A 17,330-nucleotide genomic window follows, 5' to 3' on the forward strand; every position below is an offset into this window, starting at 1 on the left:
AACCGTTACCGGAACGGTGTGGACGACCCCGCGGGTGGCCTCAGTTGTTGTCCTGCGGGCCTTCCGGAGCGCCGGTCGACGGTGCCGTCGGCGACGGGGTCTCCGTCTGGACGGGTGCCTCCCACGTGGCGGTCGCGGGGTCCGAGTTCTCGGACGCCGTGAGGTTGCCGCAGGTCACGTTGTAGACGAACGAGACGGTCTGCCCCGCAGCGTCGGCCTGCACGTCGACGGCCTTGGACGAGGTCGTGCCGGACGTCGCCCCGGAGCTGTCCTTGCCGCCGGTGACGCTCCACGAGTACGCCTTGACCGTGTACCCGGTCGGGCAGGTGGCGTCGGTCCAGGTGAAGGTGACAGCGCCGTCGTCCGACACCGGGCCGGCGCTCGGCGTGTTCGGCTTGTTCACCGTCGGCGGCGCGGTGTAGCTGCGCAGGGTGATGAGCGTGCCGTCAGCGACGCTCCCCGTCGGGGTGATCGACTGCACGGTGTTGGCCTGGTCGGCACTGGGCGCGGCGTCGCCGTCCTCGACGGTGACCTCGAAGCCGAGGTTGCGCAACGCGGCCTGGGCCTCGGTGGTGCTGCGTCCGACGTAGTCGCTCTGGTTGACGAACAACCGCTCCTGCGTCGGGGAGGCCGACGGGGTCGGGCTCGGCTTCGGCGGAGCACTGCTCGAGGACGCGACCGGCTTGGGCTCGTCCTGGTTCGCGAAGGCGAAGGCGGCGATGACGCCACCCACGACCAGCAGCACGGCGACGGCCACGACCCACCAGATCCACGCGCGGCTCTTCTTGGGGTCCTCGTCCTCGTCCGTGACCGGCGAGCTCGGTGTGCGCGGGCCGCCACCGACGGTGCTGCCGGCCTGGGTGCCGATCAGTGCCGTCGCCGCGTCGTTGCCCTGGGGCGGGTTGAACGCGACCGTGCCTGCGCCCCCGAGGGCGGGGACCGCGACGGTGGCCGCGGCGACGTCACCGCGACGGAGCGCCTGGGCCGCACGGGCCAGGTTGGCGGCCGTCGCCGGACGGTCGGCCGGCTTCTTCGCGATGCAGGAGATGACGAGTGCGGCGACCGGCTCGGGCACGTCCCCGGGGAGTGCCGGCGGCTGCTCGTTGATGTGTGCCATCGCGATCGCGACCTGCGACTCGCCCGTGAAGGGACGACGACCCGCCAGGCACTCGTACGCCACGATGCCGAGCGAGTAGATGTCGGTCGACGGCGACGCCGGGTGTCCGCTCGCCTGTTCCGGCGAGAGGTACTGGACCGTGCCCATGACCTGGCCGGTCGCGGTGAGCGGGACCTGGTCGGCGATGCGGGCGATGCCGAAGTCGGTGATCTTGACGCGGCCGTCCGGCGTGATCAGCAGGTTGCCCGGCTTGATGTCGCGGTGGACGAGGCCGACCGCGTGTGCGGCCTGCAGGGCGTTGGCGGTCTGCGCGACGATGTCGAGGACCTTGTCGACGGGCAGGGTGTGCTCGCGCTCGATCATCGTCGACAGGGCCTCGCCCGGGACGAGCTCCATCACGAGGTAGGCGCTGCCGTCCTCCTCGCCGTAGTCGAAGACGTTGGCGATGCCCTCGTGGTTGACGAGTGCGGCGTGCCGGGCCTCGGCACGGAACCGCTCGAGGAACCCGGGGTCGCCGAGGTACTCGTCCTTGAGGATCTTGAGGGCGACGGTCCGTCCGATGACGAGGTCGGTCGCCTGCCAGACCTCGCCCATGCCGCCGATGGCGACCCGGGACGAGAGTTGGTACCGCCCACCGAAGGTGAGTCCGCTGGTGGGTCTCATTTGTTCAGCACCGCCTCCATGACGTTCTTCGCGATCGGGGCCGCGACCGTGTTGCCGACGCCGGACTGTCCGAGCCCGCCGCCGTTCCCGACGACGACCGCCACGGCGACCTCCGGGTCCTTCGCGGGCGCGAACCCGGTGAACCACAGCGTGTAGGGGTCACCCGTTTCGCCCTCGGCCGTTCCGGTCTTGCCGGCGACGTCGACCCCGTCGATCTTCGCATTGGTTCCGGTCCCGGCCTTCACGACGCTCTGCATCGCCTCGGTCAGGTCGGACGCTTCCGAGTTGGACAGCGGGCTGCTGTACTGCTTCGGCGAGAACGACTGCACGGTCTTCAGGTCGCTCGTCGTGATCGAGTCGACCAGCGACGGCTGCATGACCGAGCCGCCGTTCGCGATGCCGGCCGAGACCATCGCCATCTGCAGCGGCGAGACGCGGACGCTGGCCTGGCCGAACGAGCTCAGCATGAGCTGGGCGGTCGAGTCGACATCGGGGTACTGGCTCGCGGTGGCACGCATCGGGACGTCGATCGCGTCGCCGAAGCCGTACTTGTCCGCCATCGCCTTGATCGTGTCGTAGCCGAGCTTCTGTCCGAGCTCCGCGAACGGGATGTTGCACGAGTTCTGGATCGCCACGCGGAGCTTCACGGTGTCGCCGCCGCCACACGAGCCACCCTCGGCGTTGTTGATGTAGCTGCTCGTGCCGGGCAGCTGCAGCCGTGACGGGTTCGGGAACTCGGAGTCGAGGTCGTACTTGCCGCCCTGGAGCGCCGCCGACGCGACGATGAGCTTGAAGACCGATCCGGGCGTGTACAGGTCGCCGCCGATCGCGCGGTTCTGCAGCGGCGTCGGGGTCTGCGCCAGGAGGGCGTCGTACTGCGCCTTCACGTTCTTCGTGTCGTGGGACGTCAGCGAGTTCGGGTCGTACTCGGGCTTGGACACCATCGCGAGGATCTTGCCGGTCTTCGGCTGGATCGCGACCACGGCACCGCTGTTCGCGCCGAGGGAGTCGTAGGCCGCGCGCTGTACGTCGGGGTCGATGGTCAGGTTGACGTTGTCGCCCTGGACGTCCTGCCCGGTGAGGATCGAGTTGAGGTTCTGGAAGAACGAGTCGTCCGAGTTGCCGGAGAGGACGGCGTTCTCCGCGCCCTCGATGCCGGTGTTGCCCTGGCCGATCGTGAAGTACCCCGTCACGGCGGAGTACAGCGCACCGTTCGAGTACTTGCGCTGGTACCGGTACTGGTCGTCCACGGCCGTCGACTCGGCGATCGGCGTGCCGTTGACGAGGATGGCGCCGCGCTTGGTCGAGTAGCTGTCGAGGATCGTGCGGGAGTTCCGCGAGTCGGCTCGGAGCGAGTCGGCCGCGAAGAACTGGATCGAGGTCGTCGACACGAAGAGCGCGACGAACATGAGGACGACGATCGTCGAGACGCCGCGGAGCTGCCGGTTCATCGACGCGCCTTCCTGCTGCGCCCGCGAGCGGACCCACCGAGCGCGTCACCGCGATCGGAGAGGACGCGCTGTTCCGCGGGGATGGAGTCGGTCAGGCGCAGCAGCATCGCCGCGATGATCCAGTTGGCCACCAGGGACGAGCCACCGGCGGCCATGAAGGGCGTGGTCAGGCCGGTCACCGGGATGATCCGGGTGATGCCGCCGACGACGACGAAGACCTGCAGGGCGATGGTGAACCCGAACCCGATGCCGAGGAGCTTGCCGAAGTCGTCCTGCGCCATGAAGCCGACGCGGATGCCACGGGAGGCGAGCACGATGAACAGGGCGAGGATCGCGAAGACGCCGATCAGCCCGAGCTCCTCGCCGAGCGACGCGATGATGTAGTCCGCGTTGGCGACGGGCGTGATGTAGGGGCGTCCCTGGCCGAGTCCGGTCCCGGTGATGCCGCCGTTCGCGAAGCCGAACAGGCCCTGGACCAGCTGGTAGCTCGCCTGCGTCTGAGCGTTGTAGATCGTCGGGTCGAACGGGTTCAGCCACTGCTCGAAGCGGCCGTGGACGTACTCGAGGGCGTTCGCCGCGACGAGGGCGCCGCCGATGAACAGCGCGAGCCCGATGACGACCCAGCTGAGCCGTGCGGTGGCGACGTAGATCATCACGAGGAACAGGCCGAAGTAGAGCAGGGCGGTGCCGAGGTCGCGCTGGAACACGAGGACGCCCATCGCGACGCCCCACACGATGAGGATCGGGCCGAGGTCACGGGCACGGGGGAACGTCATGCCGAGGAACTTCTTGCCGACGATCGACAGGCTGTCCCGCGCGGTGACCAGGTACCCGGCGAAGAACAGCGCCATCGTGATCTTCGCCAGCTCGCCCGGCTGGAACGTGAACGGCCCGAGGTGGATCCAGACGCGGGCCCCGCCGCGTGCGTAGCCGAGCCCGGGCAGGATCGGCATGAGCAGCAGCGCGACCGTCAGGAACATGAAGATGTAGCGGTACCGCTGCAGGAACCGGTGGTTCCTGACCAGGATCAGGGTGACGATCGCGAGCACCATCGCGAGGAGCGTCCACACGATCTGCTTGACGCCGATCGCCGCCCACCCGAGGTCGCCGTTGTGGATGTCGATCCGGTAGATCTCCGCGATCCCGATGCCGTTGAGCACCAGGGCCACCGGCAGGATGAACGGGTCGGCGTTCTTCGCGACGATCCGCAGCACGACGTGCATGACGAGCGCCAGGCCGAGGATCGACCCACCGATCCAGAGCACCGAGGTGTCGAAGAGCCGGCCCTTGGTGCCGAGCTCCACGAGCACCATCGCCCCGGCGCAGATGCCGCAGGCGATGACGAGCAGCACGAGCTCGAGGTTGCGGGCGCGGGCGGGCTCACGGAGCTTGATCGTGATCGCCTGCGTGAAGGACTGCTGCGCGGTGGCGGTCATCGGCCACCTCGCGTGGCACTCGGGGACGGCGAGGGCGCAGGCGAGCGCGTCGAGGTCGGGCTCGGGGACGGCGAGCCGCCGGAACCCCCCGTGCCGGACTGGTCCTGACCGGTCCGCGCAGCGGTGCGGAGGCGGTCCACGATGTCCCTGGCGTCGGTCAGCGACTGCGCGTTGATCGTCGAGCGGACGTTCTCGCGGGTGTACTCGGGCAGGTCGGAGACCTCGATGCCGGAGTCCTCGTACACGTCGGAGAGCGCCAGCGGACCGATCTGCTGCTGCACGCCCTTGTAGATCGCGACCTGGCCGCGGTCCGAGCCGACGTAGTAGTGGTCCTGCACGATGCGCCAGCCGAGGAAGACGGCCCCGACGAGGGCAGCGACGGCGAGCACGAGCGCGATGGTCCAGGTGATCCGTCGACGCACGCGGCGGCGGCGGTCCTCGGCGATGAGCTCCGCGAAGTACTGGTCGCTCTCGGGCTCGAAGTGCGAGTCCTCCGGAGCCGTGGTGACCTTGAGCGGGTGCAGCAGGATCGTGGGGAGGCGGATCGGCTTGCGGCCGGTCGAGGCCTCGAAGGTGAGGGGTGCCGCTGCCGACCCGACGGTGGTGGCCGCGTCGTCGTCGTCCTCGGTCGGGACCGTGTCGGTGACGTCCATCACGACGACGGTCACGTTGTCGGGCGCGCCGTGGTCGAGCGTCTCCTTGACGAGCCGCTGCGTGACCTGGTTGGCGTCCATGTTCGACGCCAGCGCGTGCCGGATGCGCTCCTCGGCGAGGTACGAGGACAGGCCGTCCGAGCAGAGCAACCACCGGTCGCCGGGGCGGATGTCCATGATCGCGGTGTCGACCTCGGGTGCCGCGTCGACGTCGCCGAGCACGCGCATCAACACCGAGCGGCGCGGGTGCACTGCCGCTTCTTCGGGGGTGATGCGCCCGCTGTCGACGAGCCGCTGCACGAAGGTGTGGTCCGACGTGATCTGCTGCAGTTCGCCGTCGCGGTGGCGGTAGATCCGGGAGTCGCCGATGTGGGCGATCGCGAGCTGGTCGCCCACGCGGATCATCGCGCTCACCGTCGTGCCCATGCCGGTGAGCTCCTGGTGCTCGAACACGGTCTCGGTGATGAGCTGGTTCGCGGCGATCAGCGCGGACTGCAGGGCGAACTCGGCGTCGTGCGCCGAGGGGAACTCACGGTCGACCTCGCGGATGCGACGGATGGCGATGGCCGAGGCGACGTCGCCTCCGGCGTGACCACCCATGCCGTCGGCGACGGCGAACAGGTGCGCTCCCGCGTAGCCGGAGTCCTGGTTGTTGGCGCGGATGCGCCCGACGTGGGACACAGCGGCGCTCAGCGTGCGAGCGGTCATCCCGGGTTACCGCCGCAGCTCGAACGTGGTCGTCCCGATGGTGATCGGCGTGCGTTCGGCGACGGTGACCGGTGAGGTCACCTTCTGGCCGTTGACGAAGGTGCCGTTCGTGGACTCGAGGTCGATGACGACCCATCCGGACGACTGCAGTTCGAGTCGTGCGTGGTTGGTGGAGGTGTAGTCGTCACGGATGACGACGTTGCTCTCGCTGGAGCGGCCGACCGTGATCGGGCCGCGGCCGAGCGGCATCTCCATGCCCTCGCGGGCGCCCTCGGTGATGACCAGCCGGGTGGCGACGTCCGTGGCGGCCGGTCCGGGGCCTGCTGCGCGGTTCTGGTCGATCAGCTCCGTGAACGACCCGGCCCCGCCACCCGCAGCGGCGGCGTTGGCCGGGATGGTGGGTGTCGTCGGGCCGGAGGGTGCGCCCTTCGGGTCCGTGGGGATGGTCCGGACGCGCTGGCCGAAGAGGTCGCTTCGCAGGGCGAACACGATGACGAAGACGAACAGCCAGAGCACCGCGAGGAACGCGAAACGCAGGACGAGCAGGGTCAGTCCAGTGGTCATCGCGCACCTCCGTTCTCAGGGATCACCCGGAACACCATACGGGTACGACCGATCTCGATGGTGGAGTCCGGCTCCACGATCGCCTGCTGGAAGCGTTCGCCGTTCAGCTTCGAGCCGTTCGTGGAGCCGAGGTCGTTGGCCTGGGCGTGCTTGCCGTCCCACACGACCTCGACGTGTTTCCGGCTGGTCCCGGTGTCCGCCACGGTGATGTCGGCGTCCGTGCCGCGGCCGATCACGGTGCGTCCGCGCTGCAGCTTGTGCCGCTGCGAGCCGATGTCGAGGACGGCGACCCAGGCGACGTCCCGCTGCACGGTCGTGGCGTCGATCTGCAGGATCCCGGTGGACAGGGTGCCGTCCTGCTGGAGCCGGATGGTGACGGGGCCGGAGAACGAGTAGTTCTGCGCCACCGCGTGCTGCTGCACCATCTGCGTGAGCTCGTCGACGAGGGGACGGCCCACGTCGTTCATGCGCGTGAAGTCCGGCGGCGCGAGGCGCACGCTGAACTCGTTCGGCACCAGGATGCGGTCACGCGAGACCACTGCGGCCTTGGTGTCGAGTTCGCGTCGGAGCGCGCTGGAGATCTCCACCGGCTGCACGCCGGAGCGGAACGTCTTCGCGAACGCACCGTTGACGGCGCGTTCCAGTCCCCGCTCGAAGCTGTCCAGCAGTCCCATGGGCTCCCACGTTCTCGGTCGATGACCTCTGCATGGTAGTCGGCGTCAGCTGGGGCAGTCTGTGCGTGGTAGTGTTCCATGGCTGGCGCGAGTGGCGGAATTGGTAGACGCGCACGGTTCAGGTCCGTGTGCTGGAAACGGCGTGGGGGTTCAAGTCCCCCCTCGCGCACCAGGCAAGACGAAGGCCCCGATCGAGAGATCGGGGCCTTCGTCGTTCCGGGGGCGTCGTCCCTGGGGCGTCCTTCCACAGGGACCTCTCTCCGGCGGTTCCTCCACAGGAGCCCCGTTCCCGGGCGCCACGCCGACCCCCTCGGCCTACGGTGGCCGCATGAGCCCTCAGCGCGTGGTCGTCATCGGCGGCACCGGACACATCGGCACCTTCCTGATCCCGCGGCTGGTCCGCGCCGGACACCAGGTGGTGAACATCAGTCGTGGGTCACGGTCGGCCTACGTCGACGCCCCGGAGTGGGAGCAGGTCGAACAGGTCGTCGCCGACCGCGAGCAGGAGGACCGCGACGGGACCTTCGGCGAGCGGGTCGTCGGACTGCGTCCCGACGTGGTGGTCGACCTGGTCTGCTTCACGCTCGAGTCCGCCGTCGCGCTGGTCGAGCGGCTGCGCGGCACCGGGGTGCACCTGGTCCACTGCGGCTCGATCTGGCGTGCGGGGCCGAGCTCGGTGCTGCCGATCACGGAGGAGAACGGCACGGCGCCCGTCGGCGAGTACGGCGTCGAGAAGGATCGCATCGCCCGGATGCTCAAGCAGGAAACTGCCGATGGTGGTGTCGTGACGACGTCGCTCCACCCCGGTCACATCAGCGGCCCCGGCTGGATGCCGATCGGTCCGGTCGGCAACCTCGACCCCGGCGTGCTGCGCACACTGTCTGCCGGGGAGTCGCTCGCGATCCCCGGGATCGGCGCGGAGACGATGGCGCACGTGCACGCCGACGACGTCGCCCAGGCCTTCCAGCTCGCGGTCGAGCACCGGGACGCCGCCGCCGGCGAGGACTTCACGGTGGTCGCACCGGACGCGCTCAACGTCCGTGGGTACGCGTCGCTCGCCGCGTCGTGGTTCGGCCAGGAGGCCCGGCTGGAGTCCGTCCCGTTCGACCGGTTCCGTGAGACCACCGACCAGGACGCCGCGCAGGCCAGCTGGGACCACCTGTCCCGCAGTCAGGTCTTCAGCATCGACAAGGCACGTCGCCTGCTCGGCTACGAGCCGCAGCACACCGCGGGGCAGACGGTCGAGGAGGCTGTCCGCTGGCTCGTCGAGCACGGCGAGCTCGACGTCGCCGCGCCGCTCACGTCCGCCTGACTCGCGCACTGCCGGACGGGAGGCGCGTGGCGGGGGTGCTCCGAGCCTCCCGTCCGGCTCCTGGTCGCGTTCGGGACCGCGGGCGGTCCGCCGGGAGGGCCACGAACGCGGCCCAGACGTCGGCGCGCGTCGCGAACAGGCCGAGGTCCCGGCCGAGCAGGCGACCGGCGTGTTCGATGCGGGCACGGACGGTGTGTCGGTGGACGCCGAGGACACTGGCAGTGCGGTCGTACTCGCAGTCCTGCTCGAGCCAGGTGCGGACCGTGCGGGTGAGGTCGGTGCCGGCGTCGGCGTCGTGGTCGACCAGGGGTGCGAGGAACGCGCGGGCGACCGGCCCGGCCTCGGTGTGGGCGAGGTGGGCGAGGACGCCCTCGCGTGCGAGGTCGCCGAACTCGACGATGCCGGCGCGGCCTTCGCGGCTGCGGCCGAGTGCACGGACCGCCTGGGCCCTGGCCCGCGCGAAGTCGGCGTAGGAGGCACTGTCCGACAGGCCCGCGTGCAGGTCGTGGTGGTCGACGAGTCGGTCGACGGAGCCGGTGTCGTCGGCGCTGACACAGAGGAACAGGGCGTCGTCGACCGCGAAGAAGAGGTGTCCCGGACGGTCCTGCACCCACAGCTCCAGCAGGTCGACGACCCGGTCGACCCGCTCGGCGGCGACGTCGAACGCTGCGACGCGGACGGGTTCGGTCGGCAGGGGCCCCCAGAGCTGCCGAGAGGTGGTCTCGACCACCCCGGGATCGCCGGAGGAGAGCATCGTCAGGAGCCCGGTGCGGAGCAGTCCGCGTGCCCTGGCGAGTTCGCGGTTCTGCTGCAGGGCGAGTCCGGCCAGCGCGATGACGGCGGTCACGACCTCACGCCCGGGCTGGTCGAGGCCGCTCGTCGCGATGGCGAGCACGCCGCTCAGGTCGCCGCCCGACCCGAGCGTCTGCAGGGTGAACCGCCCGGTGGCGGTGCGCACCGGGAGGCTCGCGCGGTGTCCGCCACGCAGCAGGCGCGTGCTCTCCGCCTGCAGCTGCTGCTGTTCGGCCGCGGTGACGCCCCCGGTGGGGAAGGAGCGGTCGAGCCGGCCCGACACGTCGAGCAGGCCGACCCAGCAGTCGAGCTGGCGGGAGAGCTCGGCGATCGTGGCACCGAGGCCGTCCGGGCGCATCGCAGCGAGCGAGACGGCGCGCTGCGCGGCGACGGCCCAGTCGCGCCTGGCGTTCGCATCGCGGGCGACGGCGTCGGCGTTGGCCTGCGCGACCTGGATGAAGGAGGTCTCGTACGGCACCTCGAACAGCGGCAGACCCCGGGTCCGGCAGGCCGCGACGAGGGCGTCGGGGGTGCCGGCGCGGACGACCTCGGTGCCGAAGCCGAGGGCGACGACGCCGCGGGTCCGGAGGCGTTCGACGTAGGCGTCCGCCAGGTGGGACGGGACCTCGGGGTCGGCGCCGAACTGGGTGCCGGTGGTCAGGAGTGCCTGCCCCGCCTGCAGGAACGGTGTGGGGTCGGGCAGGTCCGAGCTGTGCAGCCACGAGACGGGGGTGTCGAGGGCGGAGCGGTCGTCCTCCGGCGTGAGGAGCCGCAGCCGGAGGTCGCGCCGGTCGAGCAGGGAACGCAGCGTCGCGGGCATGGCGACACTGTATCCGCGGTGTCGAACGGCGGGCCCCGCGTTCGACACTGCGGACAGCGATGCTGCTCCGGCTCGGCTCCTAGCATCGGCCCATGTCCTCCGTCACCGCTCCCCGGACGGCCACCGGAGGCCCCGGCCTGCCGCAGGAGCGCCGCCTGGTCACCGCCGTCCCCGGTCCGCGCTCCCAGGAGCTCCTCGCCCGCAAGACCGCCGCCGTGCCGAGGGGTGTCGGTGTCGCCGTGCCGATCGCCGTCGTCGCAGCCGGCGGCGGGGTGGTCGTCGACGCCGACGGCAACTCGCTCATCGACCTCGGCTCGGGCATCGCCGTCACGTCGGTCGGCAACGCGGACCCGGCCGTCGTGGCCGCCGTCGCCGCGCAGGCCCAGGCCTTCACGCACACGTGCTTCACCATCGCCGCCTACGAGGGCTACGTCGAGGTCGCCGAAGCGCTCAACCGCCTGACCCCGGGCGACCACGAGAAGCGGACCGCACTGTTCACGTCGGGCGCCGAGGCCGTGGAGAACGCCGTGAAGATCGCCAGGCGCCACACGGGTCGGCAGGCCGTCGTGGTGTTCGACCACGCGTACCACGGCCGGACGAACCTCACCCTGGCGCTGACGGCGAAGAACCAGCCGTACAAGAGCGGCTTCGGGCCCTTCGCCCCCGAGGTCTACCGCGTCCCCATGTCGTACCCGTTCCACGACGGGCTCACCGGCGCCGAGGCAGCCGCACGGGCGATCAGCCAGATCGAGAAGCAGGTCGGCGCGGAGGACACCGCGGCCCTGCTCATCGAGCCGATCCAGGGCGAGGGCGGGTTCGTGGTGCCCGCCGAGGGGTTCCTGCCGGCGCTCGCCGCCTGGGCCCGCGAGCACGACGTCGTCTTCATCGCCGACGAGGTGCAGACCGGTTTCGCCCGCACCGGCGCCATGTTCGCCAGCGAGCACGAGGGCGTCGTGCCCGACGTCGTCACGACCGCGAAGGGCATCGCCGGCGGTCTGCCCCTGTCCGCGGTGACTGGTCGCGCCGACGTCATGGACTCCCCGCAGGTCGGTGGCATCGGCGGGACGTACGGCGGCAACCCGGTCGCGTGCGCCGCTGCCCTGGCCGCCATCGACGCGTTCGAACACGGCGGGCTCATCGAGCGTGCGCGGGCGATCGAGACGATCGTGCTCGGGGCGCTGCGGACCGCGCAGGCGCAGGACCCGCGCATCGGAGACGTCCGGGGCCGCGGTGCGATGCTCGCGATGGAGCTCGTCGACCCCGCGACCGGGGAGCCGGACTCCGCGCTGACCGGGCGGGTCGTCACGTACGCCGCCGAACACGGGGTGATCGCGCTGACCGCCGGCACGTACGGCAACGTCGTCCGCTTCCTGCCCCCGCTCTCGATCGACGACGCCCTGCTCACCGAGGGCCTCGGCGTCGTGCTCGAGGGGCTCGCCGCCGTGTGACGACCACCGACCCGCCGCGTGACGACCACCGACCCGCCGCGTGCCCACCACCGACACCGAGTACGGTCACGACACGGCACACCACCACGAGCCAGGGAGACGCACGATGATCCAGAGAGACGTCGTCATCATCGGCGCCGGCGTGACCGGACTGATCGCCGCGACACGACTCCGGGCCGCCGGCCGCACCGTCGCAGTGCTCGAGGCCCGCGACCGCGTCGGTGGCCGCACCTGGACGGACGACGTCGACGGCGTCGCCCTGGAGATCGGCGGGCAGTGGGTCTCGCCCGACCAGACCGCCCTGCTCGAGGTCCTCGACGAGCTCGGCCTGCAGACCCACGACCGCTACCGCGAGGGCTCGAGCGTCTACGTCGACGCCGCCGGCACCCGCACCGAGTACACCGGCGACATCTTCCCGCTGCCCACCGCGACCGCGGACGAGATCGAGCGGCTGGTGGACGTCGTCGACGGCTTCGTGGCGCAGGTCGACCCCGCGCGGCCGTGGGACGCCCCGGACGCCAAGCAGCTCGACGCCGTCACCTTCCGCGACTGGCTGCACGGCCTCAGCGACGACCGGGTCGCCACCGACAACGTCGAGCTGTTCATCGCCGGCGCGATGCTGACGAAGCCCGCGCACGCGTTCTCCGCGCTGCAGGCTCTGCTCATGGCCGCCTCCGCCGGCAGCTTCGCGAACCTGGTCGATGCCGACTTCATCCTCGACAAGCGGGTCGTCGGCGGGATGCAGCAGGTCTCCGAGCGGCTGGCCGAGCAACTCGGCGCCGACGTCCACCTGAACGCACCGGTCCGCACCCTGCGGTGGTCGACCACGGAGGCCGAGGACGCGGTCGTCGCGCTCGCCGACGGTGGCATCGAGGTGCACGCCCGGCAGGCGCTCGTGGCCGTCCCGCCGCCCCTGTACTCGCGGATCTCGTTCGATCCGCCCCTGCCCCGCCGCCAGCACCAGCTCCACCAGCACCTGTCGATGGGCTTCGTCATCAAGGTGCAGGCTGTCTACGACCGGCCCTTCTGGCGCGAAGCCGGTCTGTCCGGCACCGCGTTCAGCCCCTACGAGCTCGTGCACGAGTCCTACGACAACACCACCCACGGCGCGACCCAGGGCACCCTGGTCGGCTTCGTGTCCGACGAGCACGCCGACGAGGTCTCCGCGCTGCCCGCGGATGAGCGCAAGGCCCGGATCCTGGCGTCCCTGGTGCACTACTACGGCCCGGAAGCCGCCGACCCCGTCGTCTACCACGAGAGCGACTGGGGGACCGAGGAGTGGACGCGGGGCGCCTACGCCGCGAGCTTCGACCTCGGTGGTCTCAGCCGGTACGGCGCCGACCAGCGGGCAGCGGTCGGCCCCCTCCGCTTCGCGTCGAGTGACCTGGCCGGTGCCGGGTACCAGCACGTCGACGGTGCGGTCCGCATCGGCCGCGAGGTCGCCGCGGAGATCGCTGCGGTCCTGCCGCAGCCGGTGGTGCGGTAGACGCGACCACCCCATGGACGGGAGGCTCGGTGCCGGCTGGCACCGGGCCTCCCGTCCGGTGTGGGGCCGGGTCCGGCACGTCGGTCGTCCTCAGGCGTCGACGTCACGGACGAAGGCCGCGAAACCCGGGATCGTGAACTCGAGCATCCCGCGGTCCGCCGGTTGGATGAGCCCCTTGTCGATGAGGCGAGCTCGCGGTGTCGAGAGCTGGTTGCTGCCTGTCTTCATCGCGGCTGCGATCGCTGATCGCGGAACCGGTCCGTCCCCGAGGTCGGCGATGGTGGCGAGGAGCCGACGTTCGGCAGGAGCGCACGCGGACCAGCGGGCGCGGTAGAGCGCGTCGAGATCGGCCTGCATCGCGATCCGACCGCGTTCGACTGCGGTGACGCTGACACTGCTTCCTGGATCGGGACGGCCGGCAGCGGTCCAGGCCGCGTCCGCGATGAGCTGCACGAAGTACGGGTACCCCTGCGCGATCTCCAGGGCACGGTCGACGGCAGGCTGAGTCCAGTCGACACCGAGCGCTCGCGCGGGGCCGACGAGGGCGATCTCCTCGGCTTCTCGATGGAGTGACCCCAGCGGCCGGTAAGCGAGGCGCTCGCTGAAGGTGACGATGCTCGCGATGGTCTCAGGTGCGTTGGGGAGGCCGGCGGCGAAGACGGCCGCCGGGAGGCGTGGTCCCTCGGCCTGGAGGTGCTGCCAGGCGTACACGAGCGTGCGGAGCCCATCGGCATCGGCCGCTTGGATCTCGTCGATGAGGATCAGCAGGGGCCGTTCTCCAGCGGCTGCCGTGATGATGGTCTCGAGAGCTCTCGCGCCTGTCAGCTCCGTCGTCGCCTCGCGGGTCGGTGGCCTGAGCGTCCCGCTCGCACTCGCGACGCCGGGGATGCCGAGCGACAGTTCCAGCGTGGCGATCCGATCGTGGAGCGCCTTCCTCGTCTTCTCGCTCAGGCCGCTGGTGGCACGGCTGACTTCCGCGGCGATCTGTGCAGTCAGGCCAGTTGCTTCTCCGGCGGTCACCCAGATGGTCGACACGCCTCTTGCTGTGGCACGCCGTTGGTACTCCCGGAGGAGGGAGGTCTTGCCGAACCCGCGAGCAGCGTGGTCGACGCGGATACGGCCGACGAGGCGACCGAGGTCGACCAGGACGGACAACCGCTCGTCGACCTCGGCCAGCTGCTGCGAGCGGCCGGGAACCGTCCTCGCGATCTCGCCCGGGGTGTAGGGACTGGGTTGCACGACGAGCCTCCGATCGTTTGTTATGAAAGCAGTGTTTCATAACAGACCATCGCGTGGCGGTCCGAGTCTGCGGCCCGATGAGGATGCTGCGGCCTGGGTGACGGGCAGGTGATCGCCGCGGCGGTCAGCCGATGCGGATCAGCTTCTTGTTGACGAACTCGTCGGCGCCCAGGGCGCCGAGCTCGCGGCCGAAGCCGCTGGCCTTGACGCCGCCGAAGGGGAGCTCGGGGCTGTCTGCGCCGACGATGTTGACGTAGACCATGCCGGCCTCGATCCGGTCGGCGACCCGGAGTGCCTGCTCCTGGTCGGTGGTGAAGAGGTACGAGCCGAGGCCGAACGGGGTGTCGTTCGCGAGCCGGACGGCGTCGTCCTCGTCGGCGACGCGGTGGACCACGGCGACGGGACCGAAGAACTCCTCGCGGTAGGCGTCGTTGTCCGGGGTGACGTCCGTCAGGACGGTCGGTGCGAAGGCGTTGCCGTGGCGGTCGCCACCGGTGACGACGGTGGCGCCCTGGGCCCGGGCGGCGTCGAGTTGCTCCTGCAGGCGGTCGGCGGCCGCGGGGGACGACAGCGGGCCGAGCTCGGCGCCGGGGGTGGAGGGGTCCGAGGAGGTGACGGCGGACATCGCGGCGGCGAACTTCGTCAGGAAGGCGTCGTACAGGTCGTCGACGACGAGGAAGCGCTTGGCAGCGTTGCAGACCTGGCCGTTGCCCTCGAGTCGGGTGGCGACGGCGGACGCGACCACGGCGTCGAGGTCGTCGGTCGACAGGAGGATGAAGGGGTCAGACCCACCGAGCTCGAGGACGACCTTGGTGAGGTTGCGGCCGGCGATCTCGGCGACCGCGGCACCGGCGCGCGCCGAGCCGGTGAGGGAGACGCCCTGCACGCGGGGGTCGGCGATGACGTCGGCGACCTGGTCGTTCGTGGCGAAGACGTTCGCGTACGAGCCGGTGGGGAAGCCGGCCTCGTGGAAGATGCCCTCGATCGCCAGGGCGGACTCGGGGCACTGCGGGGCGTGCTTCAGCAGGACGGTGTTGCCGACGAGCAGGGCCGGACCGGCGAACCGGGCGATCTGGTACGCGGGGAAGTTCCACGGCATGATCCCGAGCAGCACGCCGACGGAGTCCTTGCGGATGAACGCGCTGCCGGTGCTGCCCGGGGCGAGCGCGATGGGCTGGTCGGCGAGGAACTCCTCGGCGTGGTCGGCCTGGAAGTCGTGGATGTCGGCGCAGAAGTCGACCTCGCCGAGGGCCTGGTCGATCGGCTTCGCCATCTCGCGGACGATCGTGGCGGCGAGGTCCTCGCGGCGCTCGCGGTAGAGCTCGGCCACGCGGTGCAGGCGCGCGGCACGCTCGGCGACGGTGCTCGCGTCCTCGGCGTGGGCGCGGTCCGCGGTGGCGATGGCCGCGCGGAGTTCGTCGTCCGTGATCGTGGGGAACCTGCGGAGGACCTCGCCCGTGGCTGGGTCGGTGACGGCGTAGACGGTGTCGCTCATGCGGGGTCCTGTCGCTGGCGGTGGCGGAGGCATCGGGTCTCGGTCCGAGTCTCCTCCAGTGCGCATCCGACGGCGCTGCCGCGATGTCGAGCCGGGGACCTGGTGCTGGACGCTGTGGCGCATGGCCGGGACGAGCCTCCAGGCCGGGTCCTGTGCCGGCCCCCGTCGGGGCCGGTGTCGTCCTGGAGGTCCGTCGTGAACTGCCTGCAAGCAGACGGCGAGGACCCTCAGCGTCTCGAGCGCTCCGCGGGGTGTGCTCGCGGAGGACGTCCGTACGCTCTCGATCCCATGCAGCGCACGCACCGTCCCCGTCCCCTCACCGCGGTCGTCGCGGTGCTGGTCGTCCTCACCGTGGTGAACCTCGGCGTCTCGGCGACCTGGTGGACCCGGGCGGCCGACGGTGCGACGACGCACGGTGCGTCTGCGTCCGGGAGGTCGGGATCCGGACCGTCCGTCGTCGTGTCGGCGCCGCCGTCGTCGGTCGGGCCGGACCGCGGCACGGCGACGCCCGCGCCGACCTCCGACGTCGGCATCCCCGCCGCGGAGACGCCAGGGTCCACCGCGCCGCCGGTAAACGAGGACCTCGCGCGGACGTGGACCGCGCCTGCCACGACGCCGACGCGCGGACGGCTGCTGCGCGTGCAGATCCCGAGCACCGTGTCGCACTTCCGCGCACGTCCGGCCCTGGTCTGGCTGCCGCCGGCCGCGCTCACCCCGGACCCGCCGCACCTGCCGGTCGCCGTCCTGTTGTCGGGACAGTCCCGCGGTGCCGGCCCCGACGACGTCGAGGACAGCGGCCACATCGCAGCGACGGCCGACGCGCTCGCCCAGACCGACCGCGGACTGGCGCCGATCATCGTCGTCCCCGACCAGCTCGGCCCGCAGTCGGCCAACCCGATGTGCGTCGACGGACCGCTCGGCAACAGCCGGACCTACCTGGAGCAGGACGTCCCCCGGTGGATCACGTCCCACCTGCGGGTGCAGTCGGGGGCGTCCGCGTGGACGATCGGCGGGTTCTCCCAGGGCGGCACGTGTGCGATCCAGCTCGGGGCCGGCGACCCCGAGCGGTTCGGCAACCTCATCGACGTGTCCGGGCAGGACGCGCCGAGTCTCGGGTCCGTCGCGGCGACGATCGACCAGGGCTTCTCCGGCAACGCCGCCGCGTACCACGCAGCCGTCCCCGCGGCGGAGCTCGCGGCCCACACGCCCTACCCGTCGTCCGACGCCTTCTTCGCGGTCGGCCAGGACGACCGCGTGTACGGACCGGTGATGCCGGTCATGGCGGCGCGGGCACGAGCCGCGGGCATGCACGTCACGACCTGGGTCGTCCCCGGGGGCGGGCACAACTGGGCGACGGCGGGTGCGGGCCTGGCGGCGGGGCTCGCGTCGCTCATGCAGCGGACAGGGCTCGCGCCGAGCTGACCGGCGCGGTGTCCGGCTCGCCGGGGCGGGACGGAGTGGCTCCGTCCCGC

At 71.2% G+C, this 17,330-nt stretch carries 13 protein-coding genes and 1 tRNA gene; 5 read left to right on the forward strand and 9 right to left on the reverse strand.

The annotated features are described in order from the left end of the window. Nucleotides 1–40: 40 nt before the first annotated feature. From ITJ54_RS06885 to ITJ54_RS06910, 6 genes are read right to left on the reverse strand one after another with little or no spacing between them, the layout of a single operon-like run. Nucleotides 41–1,780, reverse strand: a complete 1,740-nt coding sequence (locus tag ITJ54_RS06885; RefSeq protein ID WP_194626796.1) for a serine/threonine-protein kinase — start codon at nucleotides 1,778–1,780, stop codon at nucleotides 41–43. After that, nucleotides 1,777–3,231 (reverse strand): peptidoglycan D,D-transpeptidase FtsI family protein, encoded by a 1,455-nt coding sequence (locus tag ITJ54_RS06890; protein ID WP_194626797.1) that lies wholly within the window; start codon nucleotides 3,229–3,231, stop codon nucleotides 1,777–1,779. Before ITJ54_RS06890 ends, ITJ54_RS06885 begins: the two co-directional genes overlap by 4 nt. Beyond that, nucleotides 3,228–4,667 (reverse strand): FtsW/RodA/SpoVE family cell cycle protein, encoded by a 1,440-nt coding sequence (locus ITJ54_RS06895; protein WP_194626798.1) that lies wholly within the window; start codon nucleotides 4,665–4,667, stop codon nucleotides 3,228–3,230. The genes ITJ54_RS06890 and ITJ54_RS06895 overlap by 4 nt, the downstream gene beginning before the upstream one ends. Next, a complete protein-coding gene (locus ITJ54_RS06900) occupies nucleotides 4,664–6,028 on the reverse strand; it encodes a Stp1/IreP family PP2C-type Ser/Thr phosphatase (RefSeq protein ID WP_194626799.1) in 1,365 nt (454 codons plus the stop codon). Before ITJ54_RS06900 ends, ITJ54_RS06895 begins: the two co-directional genes overlap by 4 nt. 6 nt (nucleotides 6,029–6,034) lie before the next feature. Next, nucleotides 6,035–6,592 (reverse strand): FHA domain-containing protein, encoded by a 558-nt coding sequence (locus ITJ54_RS06905; protein ID WP_194626800.1) that lies wholly within the window; start codon nucleotides 6,590–6,592, stop codon nucleotides 6,035–6,037. Further along, a complete protein-coding gene (locus ITJ54_RS06910) occupies nucleotides 6,589–7,266 on the reverse strand; it encodes an FhaA domain-containing protein (RefSeq protein WP_194626801.1) in 678 nt (225 codons plus the stop codon). The genes ITJ54_RS06905 and ITJ54_RS06910 overlap by 4 nt, the downstream gene beginning before the upstream one ends. A gap of 85 nt (nucleotides 7,267–7,351) precedes the next feature. Between ITJ54_RS06910 and ITJ54_RS06915 the strand changes: the two genes are divergently transcribed. Together ITJ54_RS06915 and ITJ54_RS06920 are read left to right on the forward strand one after the other, a co-directional pair. Next, a tRNA-Leu gene (locus ITJ54_RS06915) sits at nucleotides 7,352–7,438 on the forward strand. A gap of 156 nt (nucleotides 7,439–7,594) precedes the next feature. After that, on the forward strand, nucleotides 7,595–8,578 hold the full coding sequence (locus tag ITJ54_RS06920) for an NAD-dependent epimerase/dehydratase family protein (protein ID WP_194626802.1): 984 nt from the start codon (nucleotides 7,595–7,597) through the stop codon (nucleotides 8,576–8,578). Here ITJ54_RS06920 and ITJ54_RS06925 read toward each other — a convergent pair. Continuing rightward, a complete protein-coding gene (locus ITJ54_RS06925; protein WP_194626803.1) occupies nucleotides 8,565–10,190 on the reverse strand; it encodes a PucR family transcriptional regulator in 1,626 nt (541 codons plus the stop codon). The genes ITJ54_RS06920 and ITJ54_RS06925 overlap by 14 nt on opposite strands. A 92-nt stretch (nucleotides 10,191–10,282) precedes the next feature. On the opposite strand from ITJ54_RS06925, the gene gabT reads away from it, so the two are divergent. After that, nucleotides 10,283–11,638, forward strand: a complete 1,356-nt coding sequence (gabT, locus tag ITJ54_RS06930) for a 4-aminobutyrate--2-oxoglutarate transaminase (protein ID WP_194626804.1) — start codon at nucleotides 10,283–10,285, stop codon at nucleotides 11,636–11,638. Between the two features lie 40 nt (nucleotides 11,639–11,678). After that, nucleotides 11,679–13,124 carry an NAD(P)/FAD-dependent oxidoreductase gene (locus ITJ54_RS06935; protein WP_323741618.1) on the forward strand — a complete coding sequence of 482 codons (1,446 nt, stop codon included), beginning with the start codon at nucleotides 11,679–11,681 and terminating at the stop codon, nucleotides 13,122–13,124. Nucleotides 13,125–13,214: 90 nt separating this feature from the next. Here ITJ54_RS06935 and ITJ54_RS06940 read toward each other — a convergent pair whose 3' ends face one another. Together ITJ54_RS06940 and ITJ54_RS06945 are read right to left on the reverse strand one after the other, a co-directional pair. Beyond that, nucleotides 13,215–14,363 (reverse strand): ATP-binding protein, encoded by a 1,149-nt coding sequence (locus ITJ54_RS06940; protein WP_194626808.1) that lies wholly within the window; start codon nucleotides 14,361–14,363, stop codon nucleotides 13,215–13,217. 124 nt (nucleotides 14,364–14,487) lie between these two features. Further along, nucleotides 14,488–15,858 (reverse strand): NAD-dependent succinate-semialdehyde dehydrogenase, encoded by a 1,371-nt coding sequence (locus ITJ54_RS06945; RefSeq protein WP_194626810.1) that lies wholly within the window; start codon nucleotides 15,856–15,858, stop codon nucleotides 14,488–14,490. 288 nt (nucleotides 15,859–16,146) lie between these two features. Between ITJ54_RS06945 and ITJ54_RS06950 the strand changes: the two genes are divergently transcribed. Further along, nucleotides 16,147–17,280, forward strand: a complete 1,134-nt coding sequence (locus ITJ54_RS06950; protein WP_194626812.1) for an alpha/beta hydrolase — start codon at nucleotides 16,147–16,149, stop codon at nucleotides 17,278–17,280. Nucleotides 17,281–17,330: the final 50 nt, after the last annotated feature.

The organism is Curtobacterium sp. VKM Ac-2865, assembly GCF_015350905.1.
GTDB lineage: Bacteria > Actinomycetota > Actinomycetes > Actinomycetales > Microbacteriaceae > Curtobacterium.

Excerpts from the sequence above, each read along its gene's own strand:
- ITJ54_RS06920 (WP_194626802.1), top strand. The coding sequence starts at position 7,595 with ATGAGCCCTCAGCGCGTGGTCGTCATCGGCGGCACCGGACACATCGGC.
- ITJ54_RS06910 (WP_194626801.1), bottom strand. The coding sequence starts at position 7,266 with ATGGGACTGCTGGACAGCTTCGAGCGGGGACTGGAACGCGCCGTCAAC.
- ITJ54_RS06895 (WP_194626798.1), bottom strand. The coding sequence starts at position 4,667 with ATGACCGCCACCGCGCAGCAGTCCTTCACGCAGGCGATCACGATCAAG.
- ITJ54_RS06885 (WP_194626796.1), bottom strand. The coding sequence starts at position 1,780 with ATGAGACCCACCAGCGGACTCACCTTCGGTGGGCGGTACCAACTCTCG.
- ITJ54_RS06950 (WP_194626812.1), top strand. The coding sequence starts at position 16,147 with ATGCAGCGCACGCACCGTCCCCGTCCCCTCACCGCGGTCGTCGCGGTG.
- ITJ54_RS06925 (WP_194626803.1), bottom strand. The coding sequence starts at position 10,190 with ATGCCCGCGACGCTGCGTTCCCTGCTCGACCGGCGCGACCTCCGGCTG.
- ITJ54_RS06900 (WP_194626799.1), bottom strand. The coding sequence starts at position 6,028 with ATGACCGCTCGCACGCTGAGCGCCGCTGTGTCCCACGTCGGGCGCATC.
- ITJ54_RS06905 (WP_194626800.1), bottom strand. The coding sequence starts at position 6,592 with ATGACCACTGGACTGACCCTGCTCGTCCTGCGTTTCGCGTTCCTCGCG.
- ITJ54_RS06890 (WP_194626797.1), bottom strand. The coding sequence starts at position 3,231 with ATGAACCGGCAGCTCCGCGGCGTCTCGACGATCGTCGTCCTCATGTTC.
- gabT (WP_194626804.1), top strand. The coding sequence starts at position 10,283 with ATGTCCTCCGTCACCGCTCCCCGGACGGCCACCGGAGGCCCCGGCCTG.
- ITJ54_RS06945 (WP_194626810.1), bottom strand. The coding sequence starts at position 15,858 with ATGAGCGACACCGTCTACGCCGTCACCGACCCAGCCACGGGCGAGGTC.